Genomic DNA, 24,003 nt, shown 5'->3' on the forward strand with positions numbered 1-24,003 from the left:
CAAATAAGACGCAACGGAAGGAAATGCAATCAACGCCTGAGTGCAAGACGTACTGTCAGCCAGCTGACAATCATCACCGCGAAATCAACGATGAGCCATTGTCTGAGAACCCCAGTGTCCGTCATGTCATATGGGAGGTGATAGAGCGCGAGGCCGCTGAGGCTATCTGGCAGTGACACGACCAGAAGAGCCACCGCATTATTAAAGAAATGCAGTGCTATAGCGGGTGCTAATGTCCCTGCCCTTGCAGTCAAATCTGCCGTCAATAGTCCAAATATGAAGGCCCAGACCGCAACCAGCATTGCGTTGTCACCTGCAGCCGCGGGTGCGTAGTGACCAATAGCAAACAGCAAGGACGGAAGACCCATCCAAATCAGCGGAGACCGAAAACGGGCGGCAAGACATTGTTGAAGATAGCCGCGAAACAGAATCTCCTCGGCACTCGTCTGGATGAGAACCGCCAGCACTGACAGCGGGAGCAGCGCCAGCCAAGTAAAAAACGCCAGGTTCGGCACCAGAGGTGCGCCGTAGTCGTAGGGTGGTAAAACAAAAATAACCGCGCCCAGAATCAACAAGGCGCGCAAAACGATACGAAATTGCGGAATCGTCGCTGACCACCGGCCGATTACTGAGGTCAGGGTACGGTGTTGCATCCATTTGGCAGCGAGTGTGACACCAAAGGTCACAAATCCAAAACTTGCCAGCAATACCAGCATAGCCAGCGGTGATGAGCCATTCTGCAGGCCTGTCTGCCACCCGTTTGGCCCCAGCCCGGCGGCAAGCCCAAATAAGATCAGGTTCAGAATTGTATAGGTTGCAACAACAATCGCCAGACCGACCAACAGGCGCCAGAGTTCCGGATATGGTCGGGCCTTTGCCACCAGCTGTTCATGGCTGGCATAAGCGCCAATCGTTCGCTCATCCTTCATTGACTTGCTCGGTGGTTGCAGTGACCGAATCCGTAGGTATCAGTGTGTTGGATTCTCGCATGATTTCAGCAAGTTCTGTCAGGTATCCCGCCACGGTTTCCAGCAGCTTTACCGCCACCGTTGCATCACTTTCGACCACGGCACGCAGTTCCTCTGCTCCGATTCTGAGGAACGAACAATCGGTCAACGCGACAAGATCCAGTTGTCTCGGGTCTCCGGTGATGATGGACAGATCACCAATCAGCCGACCCGGTTCGACGATCGAGATGGATCCTTTTTCTCCGTCACCCTGTGTCCAGTTCAGACTGGCCTGACCTGAGATACACAGATAGGCGGCGTCCGGGTTTTGACCGCGTGCGAAAATGGTTTGACCGGCCGCAGCATCGTACCATTGGGCTGAAAACGCCAACAAACGCTGGTTTTTTGCGTCGATGCGCGAAAACAACTCGGTCGAAGATATGATTTTGAGCTTGCGGCTCAGGTCGTCTGAGGTTTCCTCTTCGGTTTCGAGCTGTGTACGTGAAATGCCATCAATGCGGCCATCTTTGACTTCGACAAAAAGATCATATGCCTCGGGATGCGCAAAATGATCCTCCATGAAGATCATGATCGAATCCGGCAGCAGCTCGCGCAGTCTGAGGCGCGTTCTCAGGCGGCTCTCGGAATCGTGGCTGGCCAGAGCTTTATCGAGGATCAGAATGTCTGGGCGCTTGATGCCTGCGCGCGAGAACGCTGCCCGCTCTTGGAACACTGTCGGCAGGTTGTTCCCGCCTAAGCCCGATGGAAGGTCATAGATAATGGCGGCCGCGCGACGTCTCAGGCCGGCTTCGTTCAGGACTTCGGCTACGACCTCTTCAATCTCATCCGCGTGGGCACCGGCCATGATTGAAATCCGGCCATACAGAGCGTTTTCAATGACAGTCAGCCGCGGCACGTAGACGTCAGGTGTGACAGGAATGAACAGCCCGTTAAGAGACGCATGGAGCTTTTCAGCCTGGCTTTTCCGGATTGAGAGGATTTTTTCTTTGTATTCCTCTGGGAAGCTTGGGCCAATTTGTTCAGCCGTCAGAAGGAAGGGTACTGTCAGCAGCAAAGCACGTTCCTGATCGCTCAGGTCTGCATCCCCTTTGGATTTGCGCCGCTCTTCAATATCCAGAAGCCGGTGGAACATGTCTTTGGCCATGCCCAGCCGCAAAAACAGCGGGTGATCGGTGCCATCACGCCCAAATGTCTTGTGAAGCGTGTCGAGAACCGCATTCGCGATTCCCATCGCATCATCATCCAGATCATGCGCCTTGAGCATCGCCATAAACCGGCCATCACCGGCCAGAATGTCAGGCGAAATATCCCGCGAAGGCGAAGCGAACAACAGATTTCCACCCAAAGGTACGGCCGGGTTGAACTGGTCCGGATCAAATCGGTAGACGTATTGGTCCAGATCACGCTCTTGCAGCCGCTCGGCAACCGTATTTCGCAACCTAACGATTTCGCCCGCTAGATCCGGATGCAGTTCAGGGTCAAATTGCGAGCGCAAAGTGCGCCGGAACATGAACTCGTCAATGCCCATTGCTTCAACCAGCTGGAACCACCAGTCGCGAATTTCGTCAATATCATCCAGCCCGGCAAGGCCAGGATCAACCCATTCATCCGATAGCGAGTCCGGTGGATTGCCCGCACGAACGGCCTCGATCTGGCGTCGCGTGGGGGCTTTGATTGCATCGCTTTCGTGTTGCGGGTGGGTGCGAAGTGGCATCATCAGGTTATCGCCCAATGTGCCGTCGAACAGATAGGGTCTGGAATATGCGTAGCCGATCCGCGCAGCGATCACCGCCTGATGCAATTCTCTGAGATTATGCCCAGCCAAAACGACTTCGCCCTGAGTTGGCAAAAGCTCACGGGTCAGCAACTGAGCCAGCGCATTGCGTTCCGCGGCGTGGGTCGACTGAATCGCGACGCGCGCACCGCTGGGTATGGTCAGGTCGATATCTTCCAGAACAGTTTTGCCGTCATCGTCGCGGACAGTCACATTCCGCAGCTCAATATCTCCTTTCAGGTGTGGGATCGTCTCGGGCTCATTCTCGAACAGATCTTCGGGGATCATGTTTGACGGGGCAAAACGCTCGGTCACGATCTGCCAGCGCAGGGACATGTCCTGTACTTGGTTGTAATAGGTCAGCAGATCCTTCCAAGGCCCGCTCAGGTCCTTGTAGGCTCCAAGTGCGGCGACCAGCGCTCCGACCGTTACCTCACCTGTGATCGCCAGATAGCCGCCGACCGAATAAAACAGAAACGGCGTCATCTGAGTGATCAGATTGTTGAGGAACTTCATGAAGAATTTCTTGTTGTAGATCCGGAACCGGATCTCGAACAAAGTCCCAAGCCGATGGCTGAATTGCGCCAGACGATACCGCCAACCGCCGTTTGTGCGCAGATCACTGATCCCAGCTGCGCTTTCCCCAATCTCCGAACTAAGCTGGCGGACTTCCTGAATACGTTCCTTGTTCAGCAGGTTAATTTGCCGCTGCAGCTTGGGGATCAGCCAAGCTTGTAGCGGGATCAGCGCAATACTGGCCAGCCCGAACCAAACGCTCTGCATGAACAGGAAGGTGACGATGGTCATCATCTGTCCGAACTGAAACACCGGCTGTGCAATGGCATCACCCATGAGCCCGCCCATGGGTTCGGCCTCGGACGTGATCATCGACACCAGCTCACCCTGGCTGGTGGTGGCAAAATATGACTTTGGAAACCGCATGGACCGGCTGATCAGCGTGAATCGCAACCGGCGCAGCATCCGTTCGGCCAGAATGCCCTTCATCGTATTGATGCGCATCTTCATCAGGCCGCTGGCAATCACTGTCGCCAGAAATGCGAAACACAAGACCAGCAGATACTGTATCTGGGTAACAGTTATGCCAAATTTGGTGACGGTATCACCCGGTGCACCGATTGCGTCATTGATGATCTGCTTGGGCAGTTCAAGCGAGGCGTACAGAAACGGAAACGACAATACTGTCAGTAACAGCAGGATTAATTGCTGCTTTTTTGAGTGTTTCCAGATGAACGCGAATAGAGTGGGTTCCATACCCCGGCCTCGCCATGAACTTGAGTGATCTTCGGCACGTTGCGGGGGATCCACTGCGACCGGGTGCCTGACGGTAAGCTCTGGGTTCGACTATTTCAAGAATGGCAGAAGCTACAAATTTCGAATAAAAGCCCGTCCTCTGGTCGTGACCTTAACAAATCACAAAATTCTGAAGTCGGAGTCGAAACATGGGTTTATCCCACCCGTTATCTTTGACTAAACAGATGCAGTTTCTAACGTTGGAGCCATGGGCAAGATTCTGGATCAATATGTAAGCCGCAAGGTATTGGGGCGTTGGCGCAAAGCAGCGCAATCGGCGCCATTTACCGCGCTGCATTTGTTGCGACGGCAGAGAGATGAAGCCCGTCAATTCAGATTGCATCTGGAGCGGTTGATCCAAGTTGCGGATGGGAGACTAACCCGCCCCCTGATCGGATCGACGAGTTTTCCCAAACCACTTGGTACCGACTGGGCGTGGCGACCAGATCTATGGCGAGGCCCTTTGGCAAAGCATGGCCACGCATCACTTTCGCGCAAAACGTCAATGGATAAGCAGGTTACCCTGTTTCATGACTGCGATCTTGGCGAAATCGCCATCCGGCAAACCCGAAACACTGCGGACAAGGATCTGGCACCTTTCAGTCTTGCACTGGAGATTTTTGAATTCACCGGTTCGTTCCTGTCTCTGTCCATTGAATTGCCTGCCGAAGCCACTTTTGGCCTTACACGGCAGCATCTAATACGCGCCAGTGCCCAGATCGAGTGTGAAAGACCAACAGGCATGTTCGCACGCCTCAACATTCAGCACGGGCCCAACACTGAACAAGTGCTGCGTGAACTGAGCCACTCTGATTCTTCTATGTCGGTAGATTTCGATCTGGCTCATCTCCATCTGAATGAACGCCGGGTCGAGAAAATCTGGTTGGATCTCATCATAAACGATCCAAGAATGAACCGGATCGTTCTGCGCGACCTGACCCTGTGTCGCCATCATCGGGCTGATTTGTGAGAGTTCAATAAATGACACAAACGAATTTGACCCCTATTCGCTTTGAAAATGCCATCTGGGAAGGGCATCTGGCCTCGGAAGATACGCCTGAGATTGAAGTGCGCTATCGGGATCAAACCTTGCCGGATGTTGAATTGGCAGAGGCCGAAGGTGGATGGACGCTGCGCGTCCCGGTCCCCTCGAGCCTGTTGTCCGAAGGTGTACATAGCGTTGTTATTTGGGATCAGCGTTCCAACCACAAACTAGGTGATTTCACAGTTATCTCTGGCTCACCAGTCGCAGAAGACATGCGGGCTGAATTGTCTCTGCTACGTGCTGAACTGGATATGTTGAAACGCGCGTTTCGCCGGCTTCACGGCGAAAACAACCCCTGATCCGGGTTGGACATGACACTAGGTAGAAAGCGGTAATTGACCGATTTTTCTATCTTTTTAGCCGGAACAATGCATCATAACGGGCATCCAGCACATTTCGGGTGACCCCATGGAACGCAGCAGCATTGTAAAGGTCATCGCCCTGATGGTGACTGCCTTTGGTATCGGTATCGATTTCACGGGCGCGCTTATGCTGGTTCCGGCCATCGAAAACACATTCGACGCAGACATCACCAGCACGCAATGGGTTTTGAACATTTACGCCCTGTTCTTTGCCATGACCATGGTTGCTGGTGGTCGGTTGGGTGACATGTTCGGACACCGGAAGATGATGATCATCGGCCTTTCGATATTCCTGTTTTCGTCCATTATGTGTTTTGTTGCGCCCAGTCTGGATTTTCTGGTTGGAGCTCGCGCCCTGCAAGGCATCGGTGCCGGATGCGTCTGGCCCTGCACCTTGGCCTTTGGTGCAACAAAAGTATCCCGAGAGGAACACCGCGCCATGGTCATGGGGTTGATCCTTGCGGGTGTTACCACCGGAAACGTCTTTGGGCCGATGATCAGCGGGTTTGTCGTCAATCTCGGAGATTGGCGCCTGTTCTTCCTGGCCAACGTTGTGTTTTCGTGCATTTCGATGGCGACCGCCCTTATACTTATGGAGCGCGAAAAGACGCACAAACAAGGTGAACACATCGACTTTGCTGGAATGGGCATCCTGTCTTTTGCGGTTCTGCTGTTGCTTTATGGGCTGGATGTGGGCGCGGACTGGGGCTGGACTTCGGTTCCGCTGCTTTTGTTGTTTTTCGTAAGTGCCGTGCTGTTCCTGCTGTTCCCGAGGGTCGAAAAACGGGTGAAGGAACCGCTGCTGCTGCCCCAAATGATGCAGAACCGAGAGTTTCTGATCACCCTTGGTCTGAATATGTTCAATGTGTCAGCTGCCTTTGTTGGCTTGCTATACTTTCCCCAATACATGCAAAAGGTTCTGGGCTGGTCGGTTTTTCAATCTGCGCTTGGATTGGCTCCACTTACGGTATTGCTGGCGGTCGGATCGATTATTTCTGGCACTCTCTACAACGATTTTGGTCCTAAGCGGTTGTTGTTTTGGGGCTATATGTGCGCAACGCTCGGAGCGGCCAGCGTGGTGATCTTGCCTGCAGGGTTAGGGTATTTTCAGATATTGCCCGGAATGGCGATGATTGGCCTGGGTGCGACGCTTACCGTTGGTCCTTCCGGGACTGCAGCAGTGTGTGCCGTCAAGCCTGAGCGCGCGGGCTTGGTTGGCGGCCTCAGCTTCATGACTCATCTGGTCTATGGTGCCATTTCTGTCGCCTGTGCGACTGCGATTATGTATGTCACCAGTCTTTCATCACTGCGCGAACGACTGAGTGCCGCGGGCATTAGCATGTCCGAGGCTGACCAACGCGCGATCAATGGGGGCACACTTTCGACAGCTTCTGCTCGGGACGTTTTAAACAAGCTCAGTACCACTGAGGCAGAACAGGTTCGAAACGCGATAAATGCAGCCTTCGACAGCGGTATGAATATGGCGTTTATCTTTGCGACTGTATCCGTATCTATCGGCGTTTTGCTGGCCCTGATGCTGGACGAAAACAAACTGCACAAAGTCGAAAGCTGACCTGGAAATGAAAAGGGCCGCGACAGTGGCGCGGCCCTTTTTGTCTTACTGCGATGGCCCGTTCGGGTTGAAGGCGGACAGACCTTTTAGAATATCGATGGCGTAAGCCAGCTGATAATCCTCTTCCCGCAGTTCAGCCGTTGCTTCGGCCTTGGCACGGTCTTCTTCGATCTGACGAATTTCGTCTTCACTCAGGCTGTCATTGTTCAGGCTGCCGCGCAGATCGGCCTCAGAGCGCGAGAACGTGTTGGTCTCTTCCTCTTCGGTTTCCGGCGTCGGGCGCGGCTGCTCAACGATGATGTCGGGGCTGACACCAAGCGCCTGGATCGAGCGACCCGAAGGGGTGTAATAGCGCGAGGTCGTCAGGCGCATTGCTCCATCACCACGCAGAGGCATGACAGTCTGCACCGATCCCTTGCCGAAACTCTTGGTGCCGACAACAATCGCGCGGTGATGGTCCTGCAGAGCACCGGCAACGATCTCGGACGCTGACGCAGAACCGCCGTTGATCAGAACCACAATCGGTTTGCCCTCGGCCAGGTCACCTGGTGTCGCGTTGAAACGCTCACCCTCTTCGGGGTTGCGGCCACGGGTCGAGACGATTTCGCCTTCGTTCAGAAACGCGTCAGACACCTTGATTGCCTGTGTCAGCAAACCGCCAGGGTTGTTACGCAGGTCCAGAACGAAACCGTTGACTTTGTCGATGCCACCAGCTTCTTCAATTTGCTCTTCCAGCCCGGCCTGAAGGTTCGGATAGGTCTGATCGTTGAAGGTGGTCACGCGCAGAACAACGCTGGTGCCTTCGGTACGGGCGCGCACCGCGGTCAGCTTAATCGTGTCACGGATGATGGTGACATCGAATGGCTCCTGCTCGCCTTCACGAACCACTGTGATGACGATTTCGGACCCAACCGGCCCGCGCATCAGGTCAACCGCTTTATCAAGCGTCAGGCCAAGAATGCTCTCACCATCGACATGGGTGATGAAATCGCCGGCTTCGATCCCGGCCTCATCCGCTGGTGTGTCGTCAATGGGCGAAACCACTTTGACGAAACCTTCTTCCTGCGTGACCTCGATGCCCAGACCACCGAACTCTCCGCGAGTCTGAACGCGCATCTGCTCAGCGTCATCAGGCGACAAGTAGCTGGAGTGTGGGTCAAGCGAAGTCAGCATGCCATCGATTGCCGCTTCGATCAGTTCGTCAGATTCGACTTCTTCGACATATTGTGCACGGATCCGTTCAAAGATGTCACCGAACAGGTCTAGTTGCTCATAGACACTGGCCTTGTTTTCAGCCTCTTGCGCCAGCAGTGGTCCGGCGATTTGTGTCGTTGCAACAATCCCTGCCACGGTTCCGGCCAGACCGGCCATAATAAATTTCTTCATACTCGTTTATCCATCCTTGTCTGTCCGAAACCACGATTCCGGATTCACGGGCGTATTTTCTTCTCTTACTTCTATATAGAGCGTTTCTGACCGGTCAGTTCCAGTGCCATCACCGGATGTTGACAAAATCGCGCCTATTTCTGGCGTACCACCGGGCATCAATCCGACCGGAGTGCCCTCGGGGATCACCTGTCCGGGTTCACCGTAAACTTCCTGCAAGCCTGAGAACACAAACAATAATCCGGGCTGAGGCTCCAGAATTATGAGGTTCCCGAGATCCAGTAATGGCCCACGATAACGGATTGTTGCAGCTGTGGGAGAAACTACCAACGAACGGGGACGGGTTCCCATGACAAGTCCAGGGCGTGTCACTCCGGCCGCGTCCGTCTCGCCCGCCTTGTGCAGAAGAACCCCCTGAACGGGCAATGCAATCTGCCCCTTCAGATCCGTTACATCGGCATTGGTTTCCACGATCTCACCCTCGGAGATTTCGGAAAGCCCGCTGGCAAAACCGTCCAGAGTTTCGGTTGATGAAATCAGGATTGCCGTGCGCACCGGATCTTCGACAAACCGGCGCGGCAGATCAGTTCTGTCGGCAATCGCTTCGCTGAGCCGTGTGCGCGCATCCTGAACACCAATCAGGCCCTCTGTCAGAGTCTCAGCTGCACTTTGTTGTAACTGTCGCAAGGTTTGCACTTCTTGCAAGTCGTGCGCCAAAGCCTGCGCCTTGGCGTTCAGGCCTGGTGTTACTTCGGACAACATCATCCCCGTGCGTGCGGCACCCAATGGGCCTGATGGGTGCAGCATCAACACCGGCGGCGCAGTGGTTTCGATAGTCTGAAGAACGCCCAACAGCTGCGCGACATCCTTTTCCCGTGCGCGCAGTTCTGCGGTCAGGTGGGCTTCACGCGTAGCAGCCTTTCGCAACCCATCACGCATGGCGGTCAGACCTGCCTCATAGGCCTGCAGTGTTTCGGTCAGTGCACGCACCCGATCACGGGCGCTATCCGCCTCGGTCAGAGAGATTGAAGCTTGTTCCAGCATCTGCGCTGCTTCCAACGCCGCCTGAGCAGGATCTGTCTGCGCGAATGCGGGCGCAGATCCCAAAGCAGTTGCAAACAGAAGCGCAAGAAACCTCATGACAGCAAGCTTTCTCCGGTCATCTCGGGTGGTTTAGGCAGTTCCATCAGCTCCAAAAGAGTTGGTGCCAGATCGGACAAACGACCATTCCGCAGTTTAGCCCCCTCTGGTCCGCCAACCAGAGCCACCGGAACCGGGTTCAAGGTATGTGCTGTATGTGGGCCACCCGTTTCGGGATCGACCATCATCTCACAATTCCCGTGATCAGCAGTCACGATCATCGCACCACCCACCTTCTCCAGCGCAGCGACGACCTGAGCCAATCCCTGATCCACCGCTTCACAGGCCTTGATCGCGGCCTGCAAATCTCCGGTATGTCCAACCATGTCGGGGTTGGCATAGTTGGTGACGATTAGGTCGTAGCCCGCTTCAATTGCTTCGACAAACTTGGCTGTGACTTCGGCAGAAGACATCTCGGGCTGTAGATCGTAGGTGGCAACTTTGGGAGATTTGGGCATGAAGCGATCCTCGCCCTCTTCCGGCTGCTCTTTGCCACCGTTGAGGAAGAAGGTCACATGCGGATACTTTTCGGTCTCGGCCAGTCGGAACTGCCGTAGCCCTTGCTTTGCCACCCATTCGCCCAGGGTATTCACGATGTCGCGCTTGGGAAAAACGGTTGTCATATAGGCGTTGTGGCCATCTGAGTATTCGACCATACCCAGCAGCGCGGATAAGTGTGGCCGCTGGCCGGTATCGAAATCTGCAAATCCAGGCTCACCAATAGCACGCAGGATTTCGCGGGCGCGGTCGGCCCGGAAATTGAGGCAGAAGACACCGTCCCCATCCTTAACACCGTCATAGCCAGCCAGCACCGTTGGCGTGATGAACTCGTCTGTTTCCGACTGATTATACGCGTGGTCCACTGCAGAGTGAGCGGTCCTACCCTCGCGTCCTTTTGCGTTGATCATCGCGTCATAGGCTTCGCTTACGCGTTCCCATCTGTTGTCGCGGTCCATGGCAAAGTAGCGCCCGCTGACAGTGACAATCTTTGCGCCTTTGGGCAGGCGTTCTTCAAGTTGGGCAACGTATGTGAAGGCCGATTTGGGCGATACATCGCGCCCATCTGTCATTGCGTGCAATGCCACAGGGACACCTGCATCGGTGATGGCTTTTGCGGCAGCAATGATATGATTCAAATGACCATGTACCCCGCCATCCGAGATCAAACCCATCAGATGCGCAGTACCATTGGCAGCCTTGACCTTGCTGATGAAATCCTGAAGCGCAGCGTTATCAAAGAACGATCCATCTTCGATCGCCAGATCAATCTGTCCCAAATCCATCGCGACGATCCGGCCCGCGCCGATATTGGTGTGACCGACCTCGGAATTACCCATCTGACCGCTCGGCAGCCCTACATCCGGGCCATGCGTGATCAACGTTGCATGCGGTCCTTTGGACATGATCGCGTCAAAGGCTGGCGTCTCGGCAAGATAAGGCGCGTTGGCCCGTGTGTCATTCGACAGACCCCATCCATCGAGAATGCACAGGACAACGGGCTTGGGGGCGGTCATAGAGGATCTCCGGTTACTGCTCTTGCGCAGTCTTCTACCCCCTGCCCGCGCGGGCGTGAACCGTCTTTTATGTCCGGGTTGCCAGAATTAATTCTGCCGCCCTAACCCTTATCGATGAGATCGCGATACGGCTTGGCCTTTCTATCACGATACTTGACCGTCAGATCCAGCGGCGCATCGTTTTCATCATAGATACCCAACACCACGCCTTTTCCCCGGCTTTTTGTGCGCATCTCGATCAGTTGCTGTTCCGAACGCGTGGTGCGTTGCGACGGTCTGCGAGCCCACGCGAACAGATGATCATACATCTCTGCAATCACATCCGTATGTTCTGCACTGGTACCCAGATCAACCAATTCGTCCGGATCATTTTCCAGATCAAACAGGATCGGTCTGTATCCGCCTTCGCAATGGATCAGCTTCCATTTCCTGTTCGCCACCATGAACATCACCGCGTCCCGAACCGAAACCCCCAGAATGTCAGCGATGGGTGAGGCAGAGTAGTCGTATTCGCAGATCACATATTCTCGGGCTGTGGCCTCGGTTTTACCGTGCAGAATGGGCAGCAAGGAATGACCTTCGAGGATGTGATCTGCCACTTGACCACCTGCCACATCCAAAAAGGTTGGTGCCAGATCAATCGACTCGACCAGCGCGTCGCTGACAGTCCCGCGCGTAGCATCCGCTTCGCCCGATGGATCGTAGATGATCAGGGGCATTTTGGTCGAGGCGTCGTGGAAGAATGTCTTTTCACCCATCCAGTGATCACCCAGAAAGTCGCCGTGGTCCGAGGTCAGGACGATCATGGTATCGTCCATCCGACCCGTTTCTTCCAGCCAGTCGAGCAGACGTCCGATCTGATCATCGGCTTGTTTGATCAGCCCCATATAAGCTGGAATAACAGCGTCCCGCACATCGTCACGCGAAAAGGTCTGCCCGATCTTGGTGTTCATGAAAGCTGCAAGCACGGGATGTGCATTCTGTCGCTCGGATTCAGATCGAACCACGGGCAGTACGTGTTCGGGTCCATACATTGACGCATATGGTTCCGGCACGATGTAGGGCCAATGAGGTTTGATATAGCTGAGATGACAGCACCATGGGCCATCGTGGGTTTCCATGAACTCCATTCCACGGGTGGTCAGATATGGGGTTTCACTGTCCTCTTCGGCGATGTTTGCAGCCTCGGGAGAGTTTTTCAGGAACCAACCCGAAAGAACGTTCCCGTCTGCGTCGAGGCCGGAATTGGCAAAGTCGTGCCATGGATTGTCGCTCTCATACCCCTTTGCATTCAGGTATTTGTTGTATTCCCGAGAGCCTTCAGGGTCATAAAAGCCATCCGGCCCCTCGGGCCGCATGCCGTCATCGCGTTCGAAGACATCAAAGCCACATTCGGCCACTCGGGCACCGATCAGACTATCTGGCTCCAGACCCAGCCGTTCCATACCCTCGGCATCCGCGCGCATATGCGTTTTGCCAACCAGCCAGCAATCCATCCCCGCCTTGCGCAGGTGGTCGCCCATGGTCACCTCACCCACCTTCAGAGGGATGCCATTCCACGATGCACCATGAGAATGGACATACCGCCCGGTATAAGTGGACATGCGGGAGCTACCGCAGATCGGAGATTGGATATAGGCGCGATCAAAGCGGACACCGCGCGCCGCCAGACGGTCAATATTCGGTGTTTGCAGATGTGGATGGCCGTAGCAGCTCAGATAGTCCCAGCGGAGCTGGTCGAACATGATGAACAGAATGTTCCTGGCTTTGGCCATCACGATTGGTGTCCCTGAAATTTACTTCACATGCTAACTTAACCGGTCACGGCCTAACAGCGAAGACAAAATTTCAAGGCGATCCAAAATTCAGGTCTGGCTTTCCATCTGCTGCAGCATCTTTTTCGCGCGCTTGCATTGCAACTGATCACGCAGAGGGCTGTTCGGATCGACATCTTTCTTGCAGACGACACATTTGTCGGCACCGGATATCGCGTTCAGACCGCCACAGCTGCCTTTGATTGTCTTGCCCATCAGCATGACACCCAGAGACATGCCCACCATGATGATCAGCAAAAGCACGAAAGCTAGAATAAAGGTGCTCATCCCGGTTCCTACCTGTCAGTTGGTTCCCAGCGCGTCTTTGAACGCACTGCTTTGTACCGTGATATAAGCATCTTCGCCAGCGGCAACATCCCGCGAGATGAAGAACACGGCAAGTTGATGCTCCTCGGCTAGTCTCAAGCCTTCTTCCTGACCCAAGGCCAGCATCGCCGTTGCCCACGCATCAGCCATCATCGCATTCTCAGCCAGTACAGTGACCGAGGTTGTGCGGTGCGTAATCGGGCGCCCGGTCGTCGGGTCAATGATGTGTGAATAGCGCACACCATCCTGTTCGAAGAAGTTCTTGTAATCACCGGATGTTGCCATGCCCAGATTGTCTACAGGGACGATCAGTTGAATGATCTGGCTACCGGTTTCCGGCTTTTCCACGCCGATCTGCCAGCTTTCACCTTTATCATTCTGACCTTTGGCGACCAGATCGCCGCCGATCTCGACCATGTAGTTCTCAAGACCCACATCGCTGAGAGCCTGAGCTACAGCATCGATTCCGTAACCTTTGGCAATGGCGGACAGGTTGATGCCAACATCCGCGTTGGATTTCGCCAGCGTTCCAGCCGCGCTATCCAGTGTCAGCAAGCGCGCCTGGCCTACCCCATTCAGTGCGGCTTGAATGTCGGCGTCAGCAGGTACAGGGTCCTCTGGTTTGCGCGGGCCAAAGCCCCACAGCTCAATCAGCGGGCCCAAGGTCACATCAAAGGTACCGTTGCTTTTCTCGTGGACCTCATTTGCAGCAGCAATCACGTACGCGAATTCTTCGGATACATCAGCAGGAGCTGTGCTGTCCGAGGCCGAGAAAGTCGAAACCTCGGAATTCGGATCCCAGTTGGACATCTTGGCATTGACCTGCGCGAGGGTTTCTTCAACGGACGCAGCAAGCGCTGTTTCGTCGATATCCTCACCAATCGCAGTGATGTTGAACGTGGTTCCCATCGTCTCACCCGACAGGCGAACCACCTCGGGTTCTTTATCGAACAGACAGCCGGAAACGAAAAGCATCAGGGCCAGTGCAGTCAAACGGCGCATTAGGCGACCTCCTGGGAAAACTGTGACCGGCGTATGCCAGCGGTCCCCAACAGAGTCAAACCGGCTTCAGATTTTCAGCGGCAGAAAGCCCAATGCCAACAACCCAACGGCAGCAGGCACCCCGAACAGCCACGCGCGCTTTTGCCAGCCTGACTCCTGCTGTTTCCATGTTTTCCGGAAGTTGTGACCGCACACCACCACAAAGAAAAAGATCAGCGCCGCAACGGGAGGGGTAAGATACAGCTGGTCCAAGAAGCCAATTTTCCTTGCGAAGTGGCGGAGTTACGCCAGTTTGTGAAATTGTACCCTATACAGGTTCTGTCCCTGCGCTAAGGTGGAGGTATAAGCCAAATCCGGTAAAGGAGGAGACCGCCCATGGCCCCAAGCTCTTACCAGCCCCCGACGCGTGGCGACAAGGCCGAGTCCAGTACTTACAGCCAATCCGTCGAGTCGAACCTGTCACATACTCAGACGACGGTGGCGAAATTGCTGGAAGGCAAGGGAAATGCGGTGATCGCGGTACGTCCAAACGATACGATCCATTCAGTCGTGGACATCCTGAAGGAAAAACGCATCGGTGCCGTTGTCGTCACAGATCAGAACGGTGCGCTGCAGGGTATCCTGTCCGAACGTGATATCGTTCGGCGCATGGCCGATACACCCGGTCAGACACTGCCGCAATCTGTCCAAGATCTGATGACGCGAGAAGTGAAAAGCTGCGCTCCGGATGATCTGCTGATGGATGTGCTGAAAACCATGACCGAAGGACGGTTCCGTCACATGCCAGTGATCAGCGATGGCAACCTCAAAGGTGTCATCACCATCGGAGATGTCGTGCATTTCCGGCTTAAAGAGCTGGAATATGAAGCCTTGCGCATGAAACAGATGATTGTCGGCTGACAGATAAACCTCGTCGCAACGGGCAAGGACCTCACGGACCTGCCCGTTGGTCGGTGTAGTCAATTGTGCAGATTATTGCTGACGACCTCATGGGGTGGTCTTTTGGGTGTGCAGCCTGCACCGACTTGTCAGTTATGAGAAAGTCATCCGATACAGTTCCGGTTACTTCTGATCAGCTGAAATAAATCGGATTTCGCCTGTCGAGATTTCAGCCGCGGTCAATCGACCGGTCGCAAAAGCGCCCGTGTCGATCGATACAATCTTATGTTTGATGCGTGGCTCAGTAACGATTGTGTGACCGTGCACAACCCATTGATCATCAGTGCGGCGATCCAGACGAAATCGCGGGTGCCCCCACAAACATACCTGCCGGGGCTGATCATCGAGCGGAAAGGCGGGATCCAAAGCGGCGTGAACCACGGTCACGTTTCCGCTGCTCCAGGTCAGAGGCAACCCTCGCAGCCAGTCGAGAACCCGGTCGCCAATTCTGGCCCGCAATCGCCCTGCAACCTCCACCGCATCCTTGCCGATAACGGCTTCAGTGACATTACCAAGCCCAAAAGAAGCCAATGTCTGCAGGCCACCATTTTGCAGCCACAGTCGCCCCATCCGCTTGGGGTCATCGACAAATTTCAACAGCATTTCTTCGTGATTGCCCAGCAGACATACGACCTGACGGTTGGTGTCTTCGCTGAGGTGTTTCAGATGATGCAAGACTTGTGCGCTGTACTCTCCCCGATCGATATAGTCGCCAACAAAGACCAAAGGGTATCGGCGGTCCAAACGGGGAAGCAACGCCTGCAGCAGATCAAGTCGACCATGAATGTCACCAACCGCATAAAACCGCTGATCCGGTGCGAGTTCGGCAAGCGAAGCTCCCATATCCTGGGCAGCGGACTGCTTAGCGAGTTTTCTGATCCATTCCTTAATCATCTCTGAAGTTCAGTACCCTGCCCGGTCGTTATCAGCAATTCCCAACTGCCAAAGGTTACTTAGGAGCCTTCAACACATCAACAAGCGCTGGACCTGATTTGCGAGCAACGACAAGCAGTCTCTATCAGATATCGCGCATCGACTGTTTCGCTTCCATCCGAAAGCAACCCACCACCAATGAAGTCGCGTGCTGGATTATCTTCTGCCTGTTCTGGTCAATCTCCTCCTGATAAGCCAACTGGTTGACGCTGACCTCTGCCCGGCTGATATGACGGTCGCCGACAGGGAAATCCTCTTGACCTCACCGGATGGAAAGGGTCCCTGATGGTCACAGTGTTTGGATAACGTTCGAGGGTTTCATGAAACGGGTTTTGGTTACGGGTACAGCGGGGTTCATTGGGTTCCATCTGGCAAAGCTGTTGCTGTCAGAGGGGTGTCAGGTGCATGGCTATGACGGGATGACCGACTATTACGATGTCAGCCTCAAGCAACGCCGTCACCAGATGCTGCTGCAGACACCCGGTTTCTCCGCCACCGAAGACCTGTTGGAAAACCACGAACGCCTGATGCAGGTCGCGGACGAGTTTGAACCCGATGTCATTGTCCATCTCGCTGGTCAGGCCGGAGTTCGGTACAGTCTGGAGCAACCCCGCAGCTACATAGATTCCAACATTGTCGGTACGTTCAACGTGATGGAGGCCGCCCGTCAGCATAAGGTGGATCACCTGCTGATGGCATCCACCTCGTCGGTTTACGGCGCAAACGATGAGATGCCCTTTACCGAGGTCGAAAAGGCGGACACCCAGCTGACCATCTACTCGGCGACCAAAAAAGCGAATGAGGCGATGGGGCACTCGTATGCTCACCTCTGGGACCTGCCGACCACAATGTTCCGGTTCTTCACCGTGTATGGCACCTGGGGACGTCCCGATCTGGCACTTTATAAATTCGTCGATGCGATTCTGGACGGTCGTCCGATCGATATCTACAACCATGGTGACATGTATCGTGACTTTACCAACATCAACGATCTGGTCCGGGGCATTCGATTGTTGATTGATACACCGCCAATCCGGCCTGCGAGTCCCGACGATATCGAAGAAGGCGACAGCCTGTCTCCGGTTGCTCCGTATCGGGTCGTGAACATCGGAAACGGTGACAAGGTGCGCTTGCTGGATTTTGTAGAAGCCATCGAAGAAGCCGTCGGGAAAAAGGCGATCCGTAACTACATGCCCATGCAGATGGGTGATGTCCCTGCTACATGGGCCAATACGGATCTGCTGCAGCGACTGACTGGATACCGCCCTCAAACGGATTTCAAGGATGGCATCGCGCAATTTGTAGAATGGTTCCGTGATTACCACGGAAAATGACCCAAGAGATCTGAATGCTGGAAACGAACCCCAATTCCCGAAAAATCGCAGTCATCGGCCTTGGCTATGTCGGGCTGCCACTGGCTGTGGCGTTTGGAAAACTAGGATCGGTAGTTGGGTTTGATATCAATCAGGCACGTATCGAGGAACTGCAGCGTGGTGCGGATTCAACGCTTGAGGTTGAGCCGGAAGACCTTGCCGCCGCCACAGGCCTGAATTTCACCACCAACGCTGCGGATCTGGCAGATTGCGATATTTACATTGTTACTGTCCCGACACCAATCACTGCGGGCAAGCAGCCTGATCTGAGCCCGCTGCTAAGCGCGTCTGAAACAGTAGGTGGTGTACTGAAGCGCGGTGACTTGGTGATCTATGAATCCACGGTCTATCCCGGAGCAACCGAAGAGGACTGTGTTCCGGTATTGGAACGCGTCTCGGGCTTGCGCTTCAATCAAGACTTCTTCGCGGGATACAGCCCCGAACGGATCAATCCCGGGGATAAAACCCATCGGATTTCCGATATCTGCAAGGTAACCTCTGGATCAACGCCCGAAGTCGCTGATCTGGTGGATGCCCTCTATGCTAGGATCATTTCTGCGGGCACGCACAAGGCCGAAAGCATCCGTGTGGCCGAAGCGGCTAAGGTCATCGAGAACACACAGCGGGACCTGAACATCGCTTTGGTGAATGAACTGGCCATGATCTTTGGCCGGATGGATATCGACACTGACGCCGTTCTGCGTGCCGCCGGAACCAAGTGGAATTTCCTGCCATTCCGCCCTGGTCTGGTGGGCGGACACTGCATCGGTGTCGACCCCTACTACCTGACACACAAGGCTGAAGCGGTTGGGCATCATCCGCAGATCATTCTCGCCGGGCGACGGTTGAATGACGGGATGGGCAGCTATGTGGTTTCGCAACTGGTCAAACGCATGACGCGCGATGGGATCAACGTAGGGTCAGCACGGGTGTTGGTCATGGGGCTGACCTTTAAAGAAAATTGCCCCGATCTGCGCAACACCCGCGTGGTCGATATTGTTCATGAACTGCAGGATTACGGTGTCACGGTGGATGTTCATGATCCTCACGCCGATGCGCAGGCCGCGCTGGACGAACATGGTATCACGCTCGTGTCAGAACCTCAGCGAGACAGCTATGACGGGATCGTGTTGGCAGTCGCGCATCGGGAGTTTCTTACACTGTCTCCGGAAGAAATCCGGTCCTATGGTAAAGCGAAGAACATCCTGTTCGACGTAAAGTCATGTCTGCCGCGAGAGGCCAGCGATCTGAGGTTGTAACAGTCAGAAACCGCCCACGAAAAGACGCCAACCTGTCATTCAGTAGTTTGCAACACACCGCAGTTTGTGTGGGATACAGGTGCTAACATAGCTACAGATTTGTTTCGGGAGAACGAGATTGATGAGCAGTGCGACAGGCGATCACGTTAGTGAGGGCGCAACGAAAATCATCGATAGAATACCGAAGGCTGGTCAGGAGCAGCGGCTTGAAGCTGCGATCAGTGATATAATCGATGCAATGCGTAGCGCTTATGGGCTCAACAGTGTTCATGTCGTTCGTCCCTCCCTGCCGCATCAGCCTGCATACCGAGTAATTTGCACCTTCGACAGCGATGAGCATTTGAAGGCCTGGGAGGCGTCTGATGACCATGTGCGCCTCGTCACAGCTGCTGACGAGTTTACGGCAGGTGAGCCTCAGCGAACCTGGCTGACCGGGTTGGAGACATGGTTTACCTTGCCGGTCTCGGCTAACGCAGGAGCAAGGCCACCGGCTTATAAGATGGCCATCACAACTTACATTGCGCTCTTTCCGACGATCCTGCTGGTCCATGCCGCCTTAGCATACGTTCCTGAATTCGGAGCGCTTCCAACGATTTTAGGAAATGGAATTGCGGTGGCCATCGTAGTAGTCCTGATGACATACGTCATAATGCCGAGATTTACACGCCTCATGGCGTTTTGGCTTTATCCACCGAAACAGTGACACTGCTCTGCTCAAGCACTGTCTGAAAAACAAAACCGGCGCCATTAGCGCCGGTTTTTCGTTTCTTACCCGCCGAAATCGTCGAGCATGATATCTTCGCGGTCCACGCCCAGATCCAGCAGCATGTTGATGACCGACTGGTTCATGATTGGTGGGCCACACATGTAGAACTCGCAGTCCTCTGGTGCCGGATGGTTCTTGAGGTACTCTTCGAACAGGACATTGTGGATGAAGCCGGTATAGCCTTTCCAATCGTCCTCAGGCTGCGCGTCCGACAGGGCTACGTGCCATTCAAAGTTATCGAACTCTGCGGCCAGCGTGTCGAAATCCTCGACAAAGAACATCTCTTTCTTTGAACGCGCACCGTACCAGAAGCTGATCTTGCGGTTGCGGTTCTCGAGACGCTTGAGCTGGTCAAAGATGTGGCTGCGCATCGGTGCCATACCAGCACCACCGCCGATGAAGACCATCTCTTTCTCGGTTTCGCGGGCAAAGAATTCACCGAACGGACCCGAGATTGTCACTTTGTCACCCGGCTTCAGGTTGAAGATGTAAGACGACATCTGACCGGCCGGGATGCCTTCTGACCCCGGAGGTGGTGAAGCAACCCGAACGTTGAGCATGATCATGCCTTTTTCGTCCGGATAGTTGGCCATCGAATAGGCACGTTCGATCGGTTCGTTCACAACCGACTCATACTGCCACAGATTGAAGCGATCCCAGTCCTCGCGGTACTCTTCCTCGATGTCGAAATCGGTGTATTTCAGAGCGTGCGCAGGGGCTTCGATCTGGATGTATCCACCGGCGCGGAAGTTCACATCCTCACCTTCGGGCAAATCCAGCGTCAGCGCCTTGATGAAGGTAGCCACGTTTTCGTTAGAACGAACCGTACATTCCCATTTCTTGACGCCGAAGACCTCTTCGGGAACTTCGATATCCATGTCCTGCTTGACCGCAACCTGACAGGACAGGCGGTCGCCGCATGCAGCTTCACGCTTGGTGATATGGCTCTCTTCGGTCGGCAGGATAGATCCGCCACCCGAATGCACACGCACGCGGCACTGCGCACAGGTACCACCGCCACCACAGGCCGACGGGACGAACAGCTTCTCGGCCGCCAGGGTTTGCAGCAGTTTGCCCCCCGCAGGAACCGAGATGGTTTTCTCGCCGTTAATCGTGATGTTCACATCACCGGTCGACACCAGTTTCGAACGGGCAGCCATAATGATAGCCACCAGTGCGATAACAATCAGGGTGAAAAGGACGACGCCTAGGCTAAAAGTTTCCATGCGAGCCTCTCCTTACAGCTTCACGCCCGAGAAGGACATGAAGGCCATTGCCATCAGTCCCGCGGTGATGAAGGTGATACCTAGACCCTGCAGACCATCCGGAATGTCCGAGTACTTCAGCTTTTCGCGCACACCCGCCATTGCAGTAATCGCCAGCGCCCAGCCAAAGCCCGAAGACAGACCATAGGTCGCTGCCTCAGCAAAGTTATAGTCACGCTCGACCATGAACAGAGAGCCACCAAGGATGGCGCAGTTCACGGTGATTAGCGGCAGGAAGATCCCCAACGCGTTGTAGAGCGGCGGGAAGTACTTATCCAAGACCATCTCAAGGATTTGTACCATCGCCGCGATCACGCCGATGTAGGAAATCAGGCCAAGGAAGGTCAGATCCACATCGGGGAAGCCAGCCCAAGCCAGCGCACCCGGCTTCAGCAGATAGCTAAGCAGCAGGTTGTTCGTCGGTACGGTGATCGCCTGAACAACCATCACCGAGATACCCAGTCCCAGCGCCGTTGAGATCTTCTTGGACACGGCGATGAAGGTACACATGCCGAGGAAGAAGCTGAGCGCGAGGTTTTCAACAAAGATGGCCTTTACGGCCAGTGAAATCAGACCTTCCATCAGTGGGCCTCTACCTGCTGAATTTTGTATTCACGTTCTTCGACCTGGTTCGGCTTCCATGTGCGGAAGGCCCAGATGATCAGACCGATGATAAAGAACGCGGACGGTGGCAGCAGCAGCATGCCGTTGGGTACATACCAGCCGCCGTTGTTGACAGTCTCCAGGATGGTGACGCCGAACAGCGATCCGTTCCCGAACAGCTCGCGGATGAAACCAACCAGCAGCAGGATCAGGCCGTAGCCCATGCCGTTGCCCATACCGTCAATGAAGGACGCGACTGGCGGGTTCTTCATTGCAAACGCTTCGGCGCGGCCCATCACGATACAGTTGGTGATGATCAGGCCGACGAAGACCGACAGGGTTTTCGAAATCTCAAAGGCGTAGGCCTTGAGAACCTGATCCACCAGGATCACCAGCGAGGCGATGATCACCATCTGAACGATGATCCGGATCGAGCCCGGGATCTGGTTGCGCAGGCACGAGATGAAGAAGGACGAGAACGAGGTCACGAACGTTACCGCCAGCGCCATCACGAAGGACACCTGCAGCGAAGAGGTCACCGCCAGCGCCGAACAGATGCCAAGCACCTGCAGGGTAATCGGGTTGTTGTCGACAAGCGGGTCGACCAGCATCTCTTTCTTGGTCTGGGACATCAAATCTCTCCTGCTTGCAGTTTGGCCAGGAACGGAGCGTAGCCCGCATCACCCATCCAGAATTTCACCAGGTTATCGACACCAACCGAAGTCAGCGTGGCACCGGCCAGCGCGTCAACATAGAACTCAGGGCCGGCGGCGGGTTGTGACTTGGACACGGTGATCTGCAGATCGCCAGCCTCATCCCGCAGTTTCTTGCCGTTCCACAGTGCTTTCCAGCGCGGGTTATCCACCTCGGCGCCAAGGCCGGGGGTTTCACCATGCTGGTAGAACTGCAGACCAAAGATATCGTTGCCGTTGTTTTCCAGCGCGATAAAGCCATAGAGCGTTGACCACAGTCCGTAACCGTGCAGCGGGAGAATGACTTTATCCAGGTCACCGGCGTCGTCGCGCAGCAGATAGATCACACGGTATTTGGACTTGCGCCCAATACCCGCCGGATCATTGTCCAGAGCAACGCTCAACTCGGGATCGCTGGCGGCAGCGATGTCGTCAAAGGTCGCCGGATCGAACTGATCGTCAACGAATTCGCCAGTAGCCAGTTCCAGTACGTGAGGTTCAAACGCGGCGAAGGCCTCGCTCACGTCGATGCCCGGCTCGTAAACACCGGCAACCTGCAAAACGTTGACCTGCTTGTCCTTCAGAGCGTTTGCTTCCTGAACCGGGCGCAGGCTGACAGCAGCGGCCGAAACGACCATCGAGGCAACCAGACAGACGGCGACAGCAACAAAGATCGTCTTGCCAACGGAATCCGGCGAGGCCGCCAGGAACCGGGCAATCGCCCCTTTGGGTTCTTGGGGTTGCGTATCAGACATGGCGACGCGCCCTCCGTTTGATGTTTGCCTGAACGACGAAGTAGTCGATCAGCGGTGCAAAGACGTTACCGAACAGGATTGCCAGCATCATGCCTTCCGGGAAAGCCGGGTTTACCACACGGATCAACACAACCATGACACCGATCAAAGCGCCGTAGATGTAGCGTCCCATGTTAGTGTGGCTGGCCGAAACGGGCTCGGTCACCATGAAGGCCAGACCGAAGGCATAGCCACCAACAACGATGTGCCAGTACCAAGGCATCGCAAACATCGGGTTGGTATCCGACCCGATTAAGTTGAACAGTAGAGTAAGACCGATAGTCCCCGCCAGACAGCCGACAATCAGACGGAAATTGGCGATGCGGGTCATCAGCAGGAATGCCAGACCAATCATACAGGCCAGCGTTGAGGTTTCACCAAAACTACCCTGCATCTGACCCAGAAACGCGTTCCACCAGGTCAAACCTTCAGTAGCCAGAGCCTGATACCCTTCTGAGGCGGAAACCGACAGCGCCGTCGCGCCCGAGAAACCATCAACAGGAGTCCAGACAGTGTCGCCCGACATGTTCGCGGGATAAGCGAAATACAGGAACGCGCGGCCGACAAGTGCCGGGTTAAGGAAGTTTTTGCCTGTACCGCCGAACACTTCTTTACCGATCACTACGCCGAATATAATGCCCAACGCGACCTGCCAAAGAGGTGCGGATGCGGGCATGATCAGCGTATAAAGCATTGAGGTAACAAGGAAACCTTCGTTAACCTCGTGTCCACGGACGGTTGCAAAGATAACCTCGAAGATACCGCCTGCGACCAGAGTGACGATGTAAATCGGTAGGAAATACATCAACCCGTGCATCACATTGGCAAAGATGCTGTCGGGGTTCAGTGAGATGCCGAACATCTGCAGGATGGCAATTCGCCAACCTGTCGCGGAATCCGGACCAAGCGCGGCAATGGCCGAGTTCGCTTGGTACCCGGTATTGTACATCCCCCAAAGTATACACGGGATTGTTGCGATCACGACGTAAGTCATGATCCGCTTCATATCCACATAAGACCGCGCATGGGGCGCAACAGTGGTTACGGTTTTCGGAGTGTAGATGAAGCTTTCGACCATCTCGTAGATGGGGAAATACTTCTCGTACTTGCCGCCCTTGGTAAAGTTCGGCTCGATCCGGTCAAAGAAGTTTCGCAAACCCATT

Annotated in this window: 22 protein-coding genes; 7 read left to right on the forward strand and 15 right to left on the reverse strand. The window is 54.8% G+C overall.

All coding sequences use genetic code 11. The annotated features are described in order from the left end of the window. Positions 1-29: 29 nt before the first annotated feature. Both ACR0CW_RS11125 and ACR0CW_RS11130 read right to left on the reverse strand, forming a co-directional pair. Positions 30-929 (reverse strand): CPBP family intramembrane glutamic endopeptidase, encoded by a 900-nt coding sequence (locus tag ACR0CW_RS11125; RefSeq protein ID WP_480787837.1) that lies wholly within the window; start codon positions 927-929, stop codon positions 30-32. Beyond that, positions 919-4,014: an ABC transporter transmembrane domain-containing protein gene (locus ACR0CW_RS11130; RefSeq protein ID WP_480787838.1), complete on the reverse strand. Its 3,096-nt coding sequence runs from the start codon at positions 4,012-4,014 to the stop codon at positions 919-921. Before ACR0CW_RS11130 ends, ACR0CW_RS11125 begins: the two co-directional genes overlap by 11 nt. Positions 4,015-4,261: 247 nt before the next feature. Between ACR0CW_RS11130 and ACR0CW_RS11135 the strand changes: the two genes are divergently transcribed. The 3 genes from ACR0CW_RS11135 (at position 4,262) to ACR0CW_RS11145 (ending at position 7,033) form a co-directional block, all read left to right on the forward strand. Then, on the forward strand, positions 4,262-5,023 hold the full coding sequence (locus ACR0CW_RS11135; protein WP_480787839.1) for a DUF6478 family protein: 762 nt from the start codon (positions 4,262-4,264) through the stop codon (positions 5,021-5,023). Positions 5,024-5,034: 11 nt separating this feature from the next. Further along, on the forward strand, positions 5,035-5,397 hold the full coding sequence (locus ACR0CW_RS11140; protein ID WP_480787840.1) for a hypothetical protein: 363 nt from the start codon (positions 5,035-5,037) through the stop codon (positions 5,395-5,397). 109 nt (positions 5,398-5,506) lie between these two features. Then, positions 5,507-7,033, forward strand: a complete 1,527-nt coding sequence (locus tag ACR0CW_RS11145; protein ID WP_480787841.1) for an MFS transporter — start codon at positions 5,507-5,509, stop codon at positions 7,031-7,033. Positions 7,034-7,078: 45 nt separating this feature from the next. Here ACR0CW_RS11145 and ACR0CW_RS11150 read toward each other — a convergent pair whose 3' ends face one another. The 7 genes from ACR0CW_RS11150 to ACR0CW_RS11180 all read right to left on the reverse strand — a co-directional run bounded on the left by ACR0CW_RS11150 (position 7,079) and on the right by ACR0CW_RS11180 (position 14,468). Beyond that, a complete protein-coding gene (locus ACR0CW_RS11150) occupies positions 7,079-8,419 on the reverse strand; it encodes a S41 family peptidase (protein ID WP_155145562.1) in 1,341 nt (446 codons plus the stop codon). A gap of 6 nt (positions 8,420-8,425) precedes the next feature. Next, entirely contained in the window at positions 8,426-9,559 is a 1,134-nt protein-coding gene (locus ACR0CW_RS11155) for a murein hydrolase activator EnvC family protein (RefSeq protein WP_480787842.1), read from the reverse strand. After that, positions 9,556-11,073: a 2,3-bisphosphoglycerate-independent phosphoglycerate mutase gene (gpmI, locus tag ACR0CW_RS11160; RefSeq protein ID WP_480787843.1), complete on the reverse strand. Its 1,518-nt coding sequence runs from the start codon at positions 11,071-11,073 to the stop codon at positions 9,556-9,558. Before gpmI ends, ACR0CW_RS11155 begins: the two co-directional genes overlap by 4 nt. Before the next feature lie 101 nt (positions 11,074-11,174). Beyond that, positions 11,175-12,848, reverse strand: a complete 1,674-nt coding sequence (locus tag ACR0CW_RS11165) for a sulfatase-like hydrolase/transferase (RefSeq protein WP_480787844.1) — start codon at positions 12,846-12,848, stop codon at positions 11,175-11,177. A gap of 90 nt (positions 12,849-12,938) precedes the next feature. Further along, the gene (gene nqrM, locus ACR0CW_RS11170) at positions 12,939-13,175 is read right to left on the reverse strand and encodes a (Na+)-NQR maturation NqrM (protein WP_155145553.1); all 237 of its coding nucleotides are present in this window, start codon (positions 13,173-13,175) and stop codon (positions 12,939-12,941) included. Positions 13,176-13,190: 15 nt separating this feature from the next. Next, positions 13,191-14,216, reverse strand: a complete 1,026-nt coding sequence (locus ACR0CW_RS11175) for an FAD:protein FMN transferase (protein ID WP_480787845.1) — start codon at positions 14,214-14,216, stop codon at positions 13,191-13,193. A 66-nt stretch (positions 14,217-14,282) separates the two neighbouring features. Next, positions 14,283-14,468 (reverse strand): hypothetical protein, encoded by a 186-nt coding sequence (locus ACR0CW_RS11180; RefSeq protein ID WP_480741822.1) that lies wholly within the window; start codon positions 14,466-14,468, stop codon positions 14,283-14,285. Between the two features lie 123 nt (positions 14,469-14,591). On the opposite strand from ACR0CW_RS11180, the gene ACR0CW_RS11185 reads away from it, so the two are divergent. Continuing rightward, positions 14,592-15,116: a CBS domain-containing protein gene (locus ACR0CW_RS11185; protein ID WP_170333784.1), complete on the forward strand. Its 525-nt coding sequence runs from the start codon at positions 14,592-14,594 to the stop codon at positions 15,114-15,116. Between the two features lie 162 nt (positions 15,117-15,278). On the opposite strand, the gene ACR0CW_RS11190 is transcribed toward ACR0CW_RS11185, so the two are convergent. Next, positions 15,279-16,049, reverse strand: coding sequence for a metallophosphoesterase family protein (locus ACR0CW_RS11190; RefSeq protein WP_480787846.1), 771 nt, complete (start codon positions 16,047-16,049; stop codon positions 15,279-15,281). 359 nt (positions 16,050-16,408) lie between these two features. On the opposite strand from ACR0CW_RS11190, the gene ACR0CW_RS11195 reads away from it, so the two are divergent. The 3 genes from ACR0CW_RS11195 (at position 16,409) to ACR0CW_RS11205 (ending at position 19,423) form a co-directional block, all read left to right on the forward strand. Continuing rightward, the gene (locus ACR0CW_RS11195; protein ID WP_480787847.1) at positions 16,409-17,422 is read left to right on the forward strand and encodes an SDR family NAD(P)-dependent oxidoreductase; all 1,014 of its coding nucleotides are present in this window, start codon (positions 16,409-16,411) and stop codon (positions 17,420-17,422) included. 14 nt (positions 17,423-17,436) lie between these two features. Continuing rightward, positions 17,437-18,720, forward strand: coding sequence for a Vi polysaccharide biosynthesis UDP-N-acetylglucosamine C-6 dehydrogenase TviB (gene tviB, locus ACR0CW_RS11200; protein ID WP_480787848.1), 1,284 nt, complete (start codon positions 17,437-17,439; stop codon positions 18,718-18,720). A gap of 121 nt (positions 18,721-18,841) precedes the next feature. Then, positions 18,842-19,423: an antibiotic biosynthesis monooxygenase gene (locus ACR0CW_RS11205; protein ID WP_480787849.1), complete on the forward strand. Its 582-nt coding sequence runs from the start codon at positions 18,842-18,844 to the stop codon at positions 19,421-19,423. Between the two features lie 65 nt (positions 19,424-19,488). Here the strand turns inward: ACR0CW_RS11205 and nqrF are convergent, their stop codons facing one another. Genes nqrF through ACR0CW_RS11230 form a run of 5 tightly spaced genes read right to left on the reverse strand, consistent with a single transcriptional unit; the run spans position 19,489 to position 24,002 of the window. Further along, complete coding sequence (gene nqrF / locus ACR0CW_RS11210; RefSeq protein ID WP_155145538.1) at positions 19,489-20,712, reverse strand: NADH:ubiquinone reductase (Na(+)-transporting) subunit F; 1,224 nt, start codon at positions 20,710-20,712, stop codon at positions 19,489-19,491. Positions 20,713-20,724: 12 nt separating this feature from the next. Further along, positions 20,725-21,333 carry an NADH:ubiquinone reductase (Na(+)-transporting) subunit E gene (nqrE, locus tag ACR0CW_RS11215; RefSeq protein WP_010441340.1) on the reverse strand — a complete coding sequence of 203 codons (609 nt, stop codon included), beginning with the start codon at positions 21,331-21,333 and terminating at the stop codon, positions 20,725-20,727. After that, positions 21,333-21,986, reverse strand: a complete 654-nt coding sequence (locus ACR0CW_RS11220) for an NADH:ubiquinone reductase (Na(+)-transporting) subunit D (protein ID WP_170614094.1) — start codon at positions 21,984-21,986, stop codon at positions 21,333-21,335. The genes nqrE and ACR0CW_RS11220 overlap by 1 nt, the downstream gene beginning before the upstream one ends. Beyond that, a complete protein-coding gene (locus tag ACR0CW_RS11225; protein ID WP_480787850.1) occupies positions 21,986-22,801 on the reverse strand; it encodes a Na(+)-translocating NADH-quinone reductase subunit C in 816 nt (271 codons plus the stop codon). The genes ACR0CW_RS11220 and ACR0CW_RS11225 overlap by 1 nt, the downstream gene beginning before the upstream one ends. Next, positions 22,794-24,002: an NADH:ubiquinone reductase (Na(+)-transporting) subunit B gene (locus ACR0CW_RS11230; RefSeq protein WP_155145532.1), complete on the reverse strand. Its 1,209-nt coding sequence runs from the start codon at positions 24,000-24,002 to the stop codon at positions 22,794-22,796. Before ACR0CW_RS11230 ends, ACR0CW_RS11225 begins: the two co-directional genes overlap by 8 nt. Between the last annotated feature and the right edge of the window lies 1 nt (position 24,003).

The sequence above is a fragment of the Ruegeria sp. CH6 genome (genome assembly GCF_056537005.1).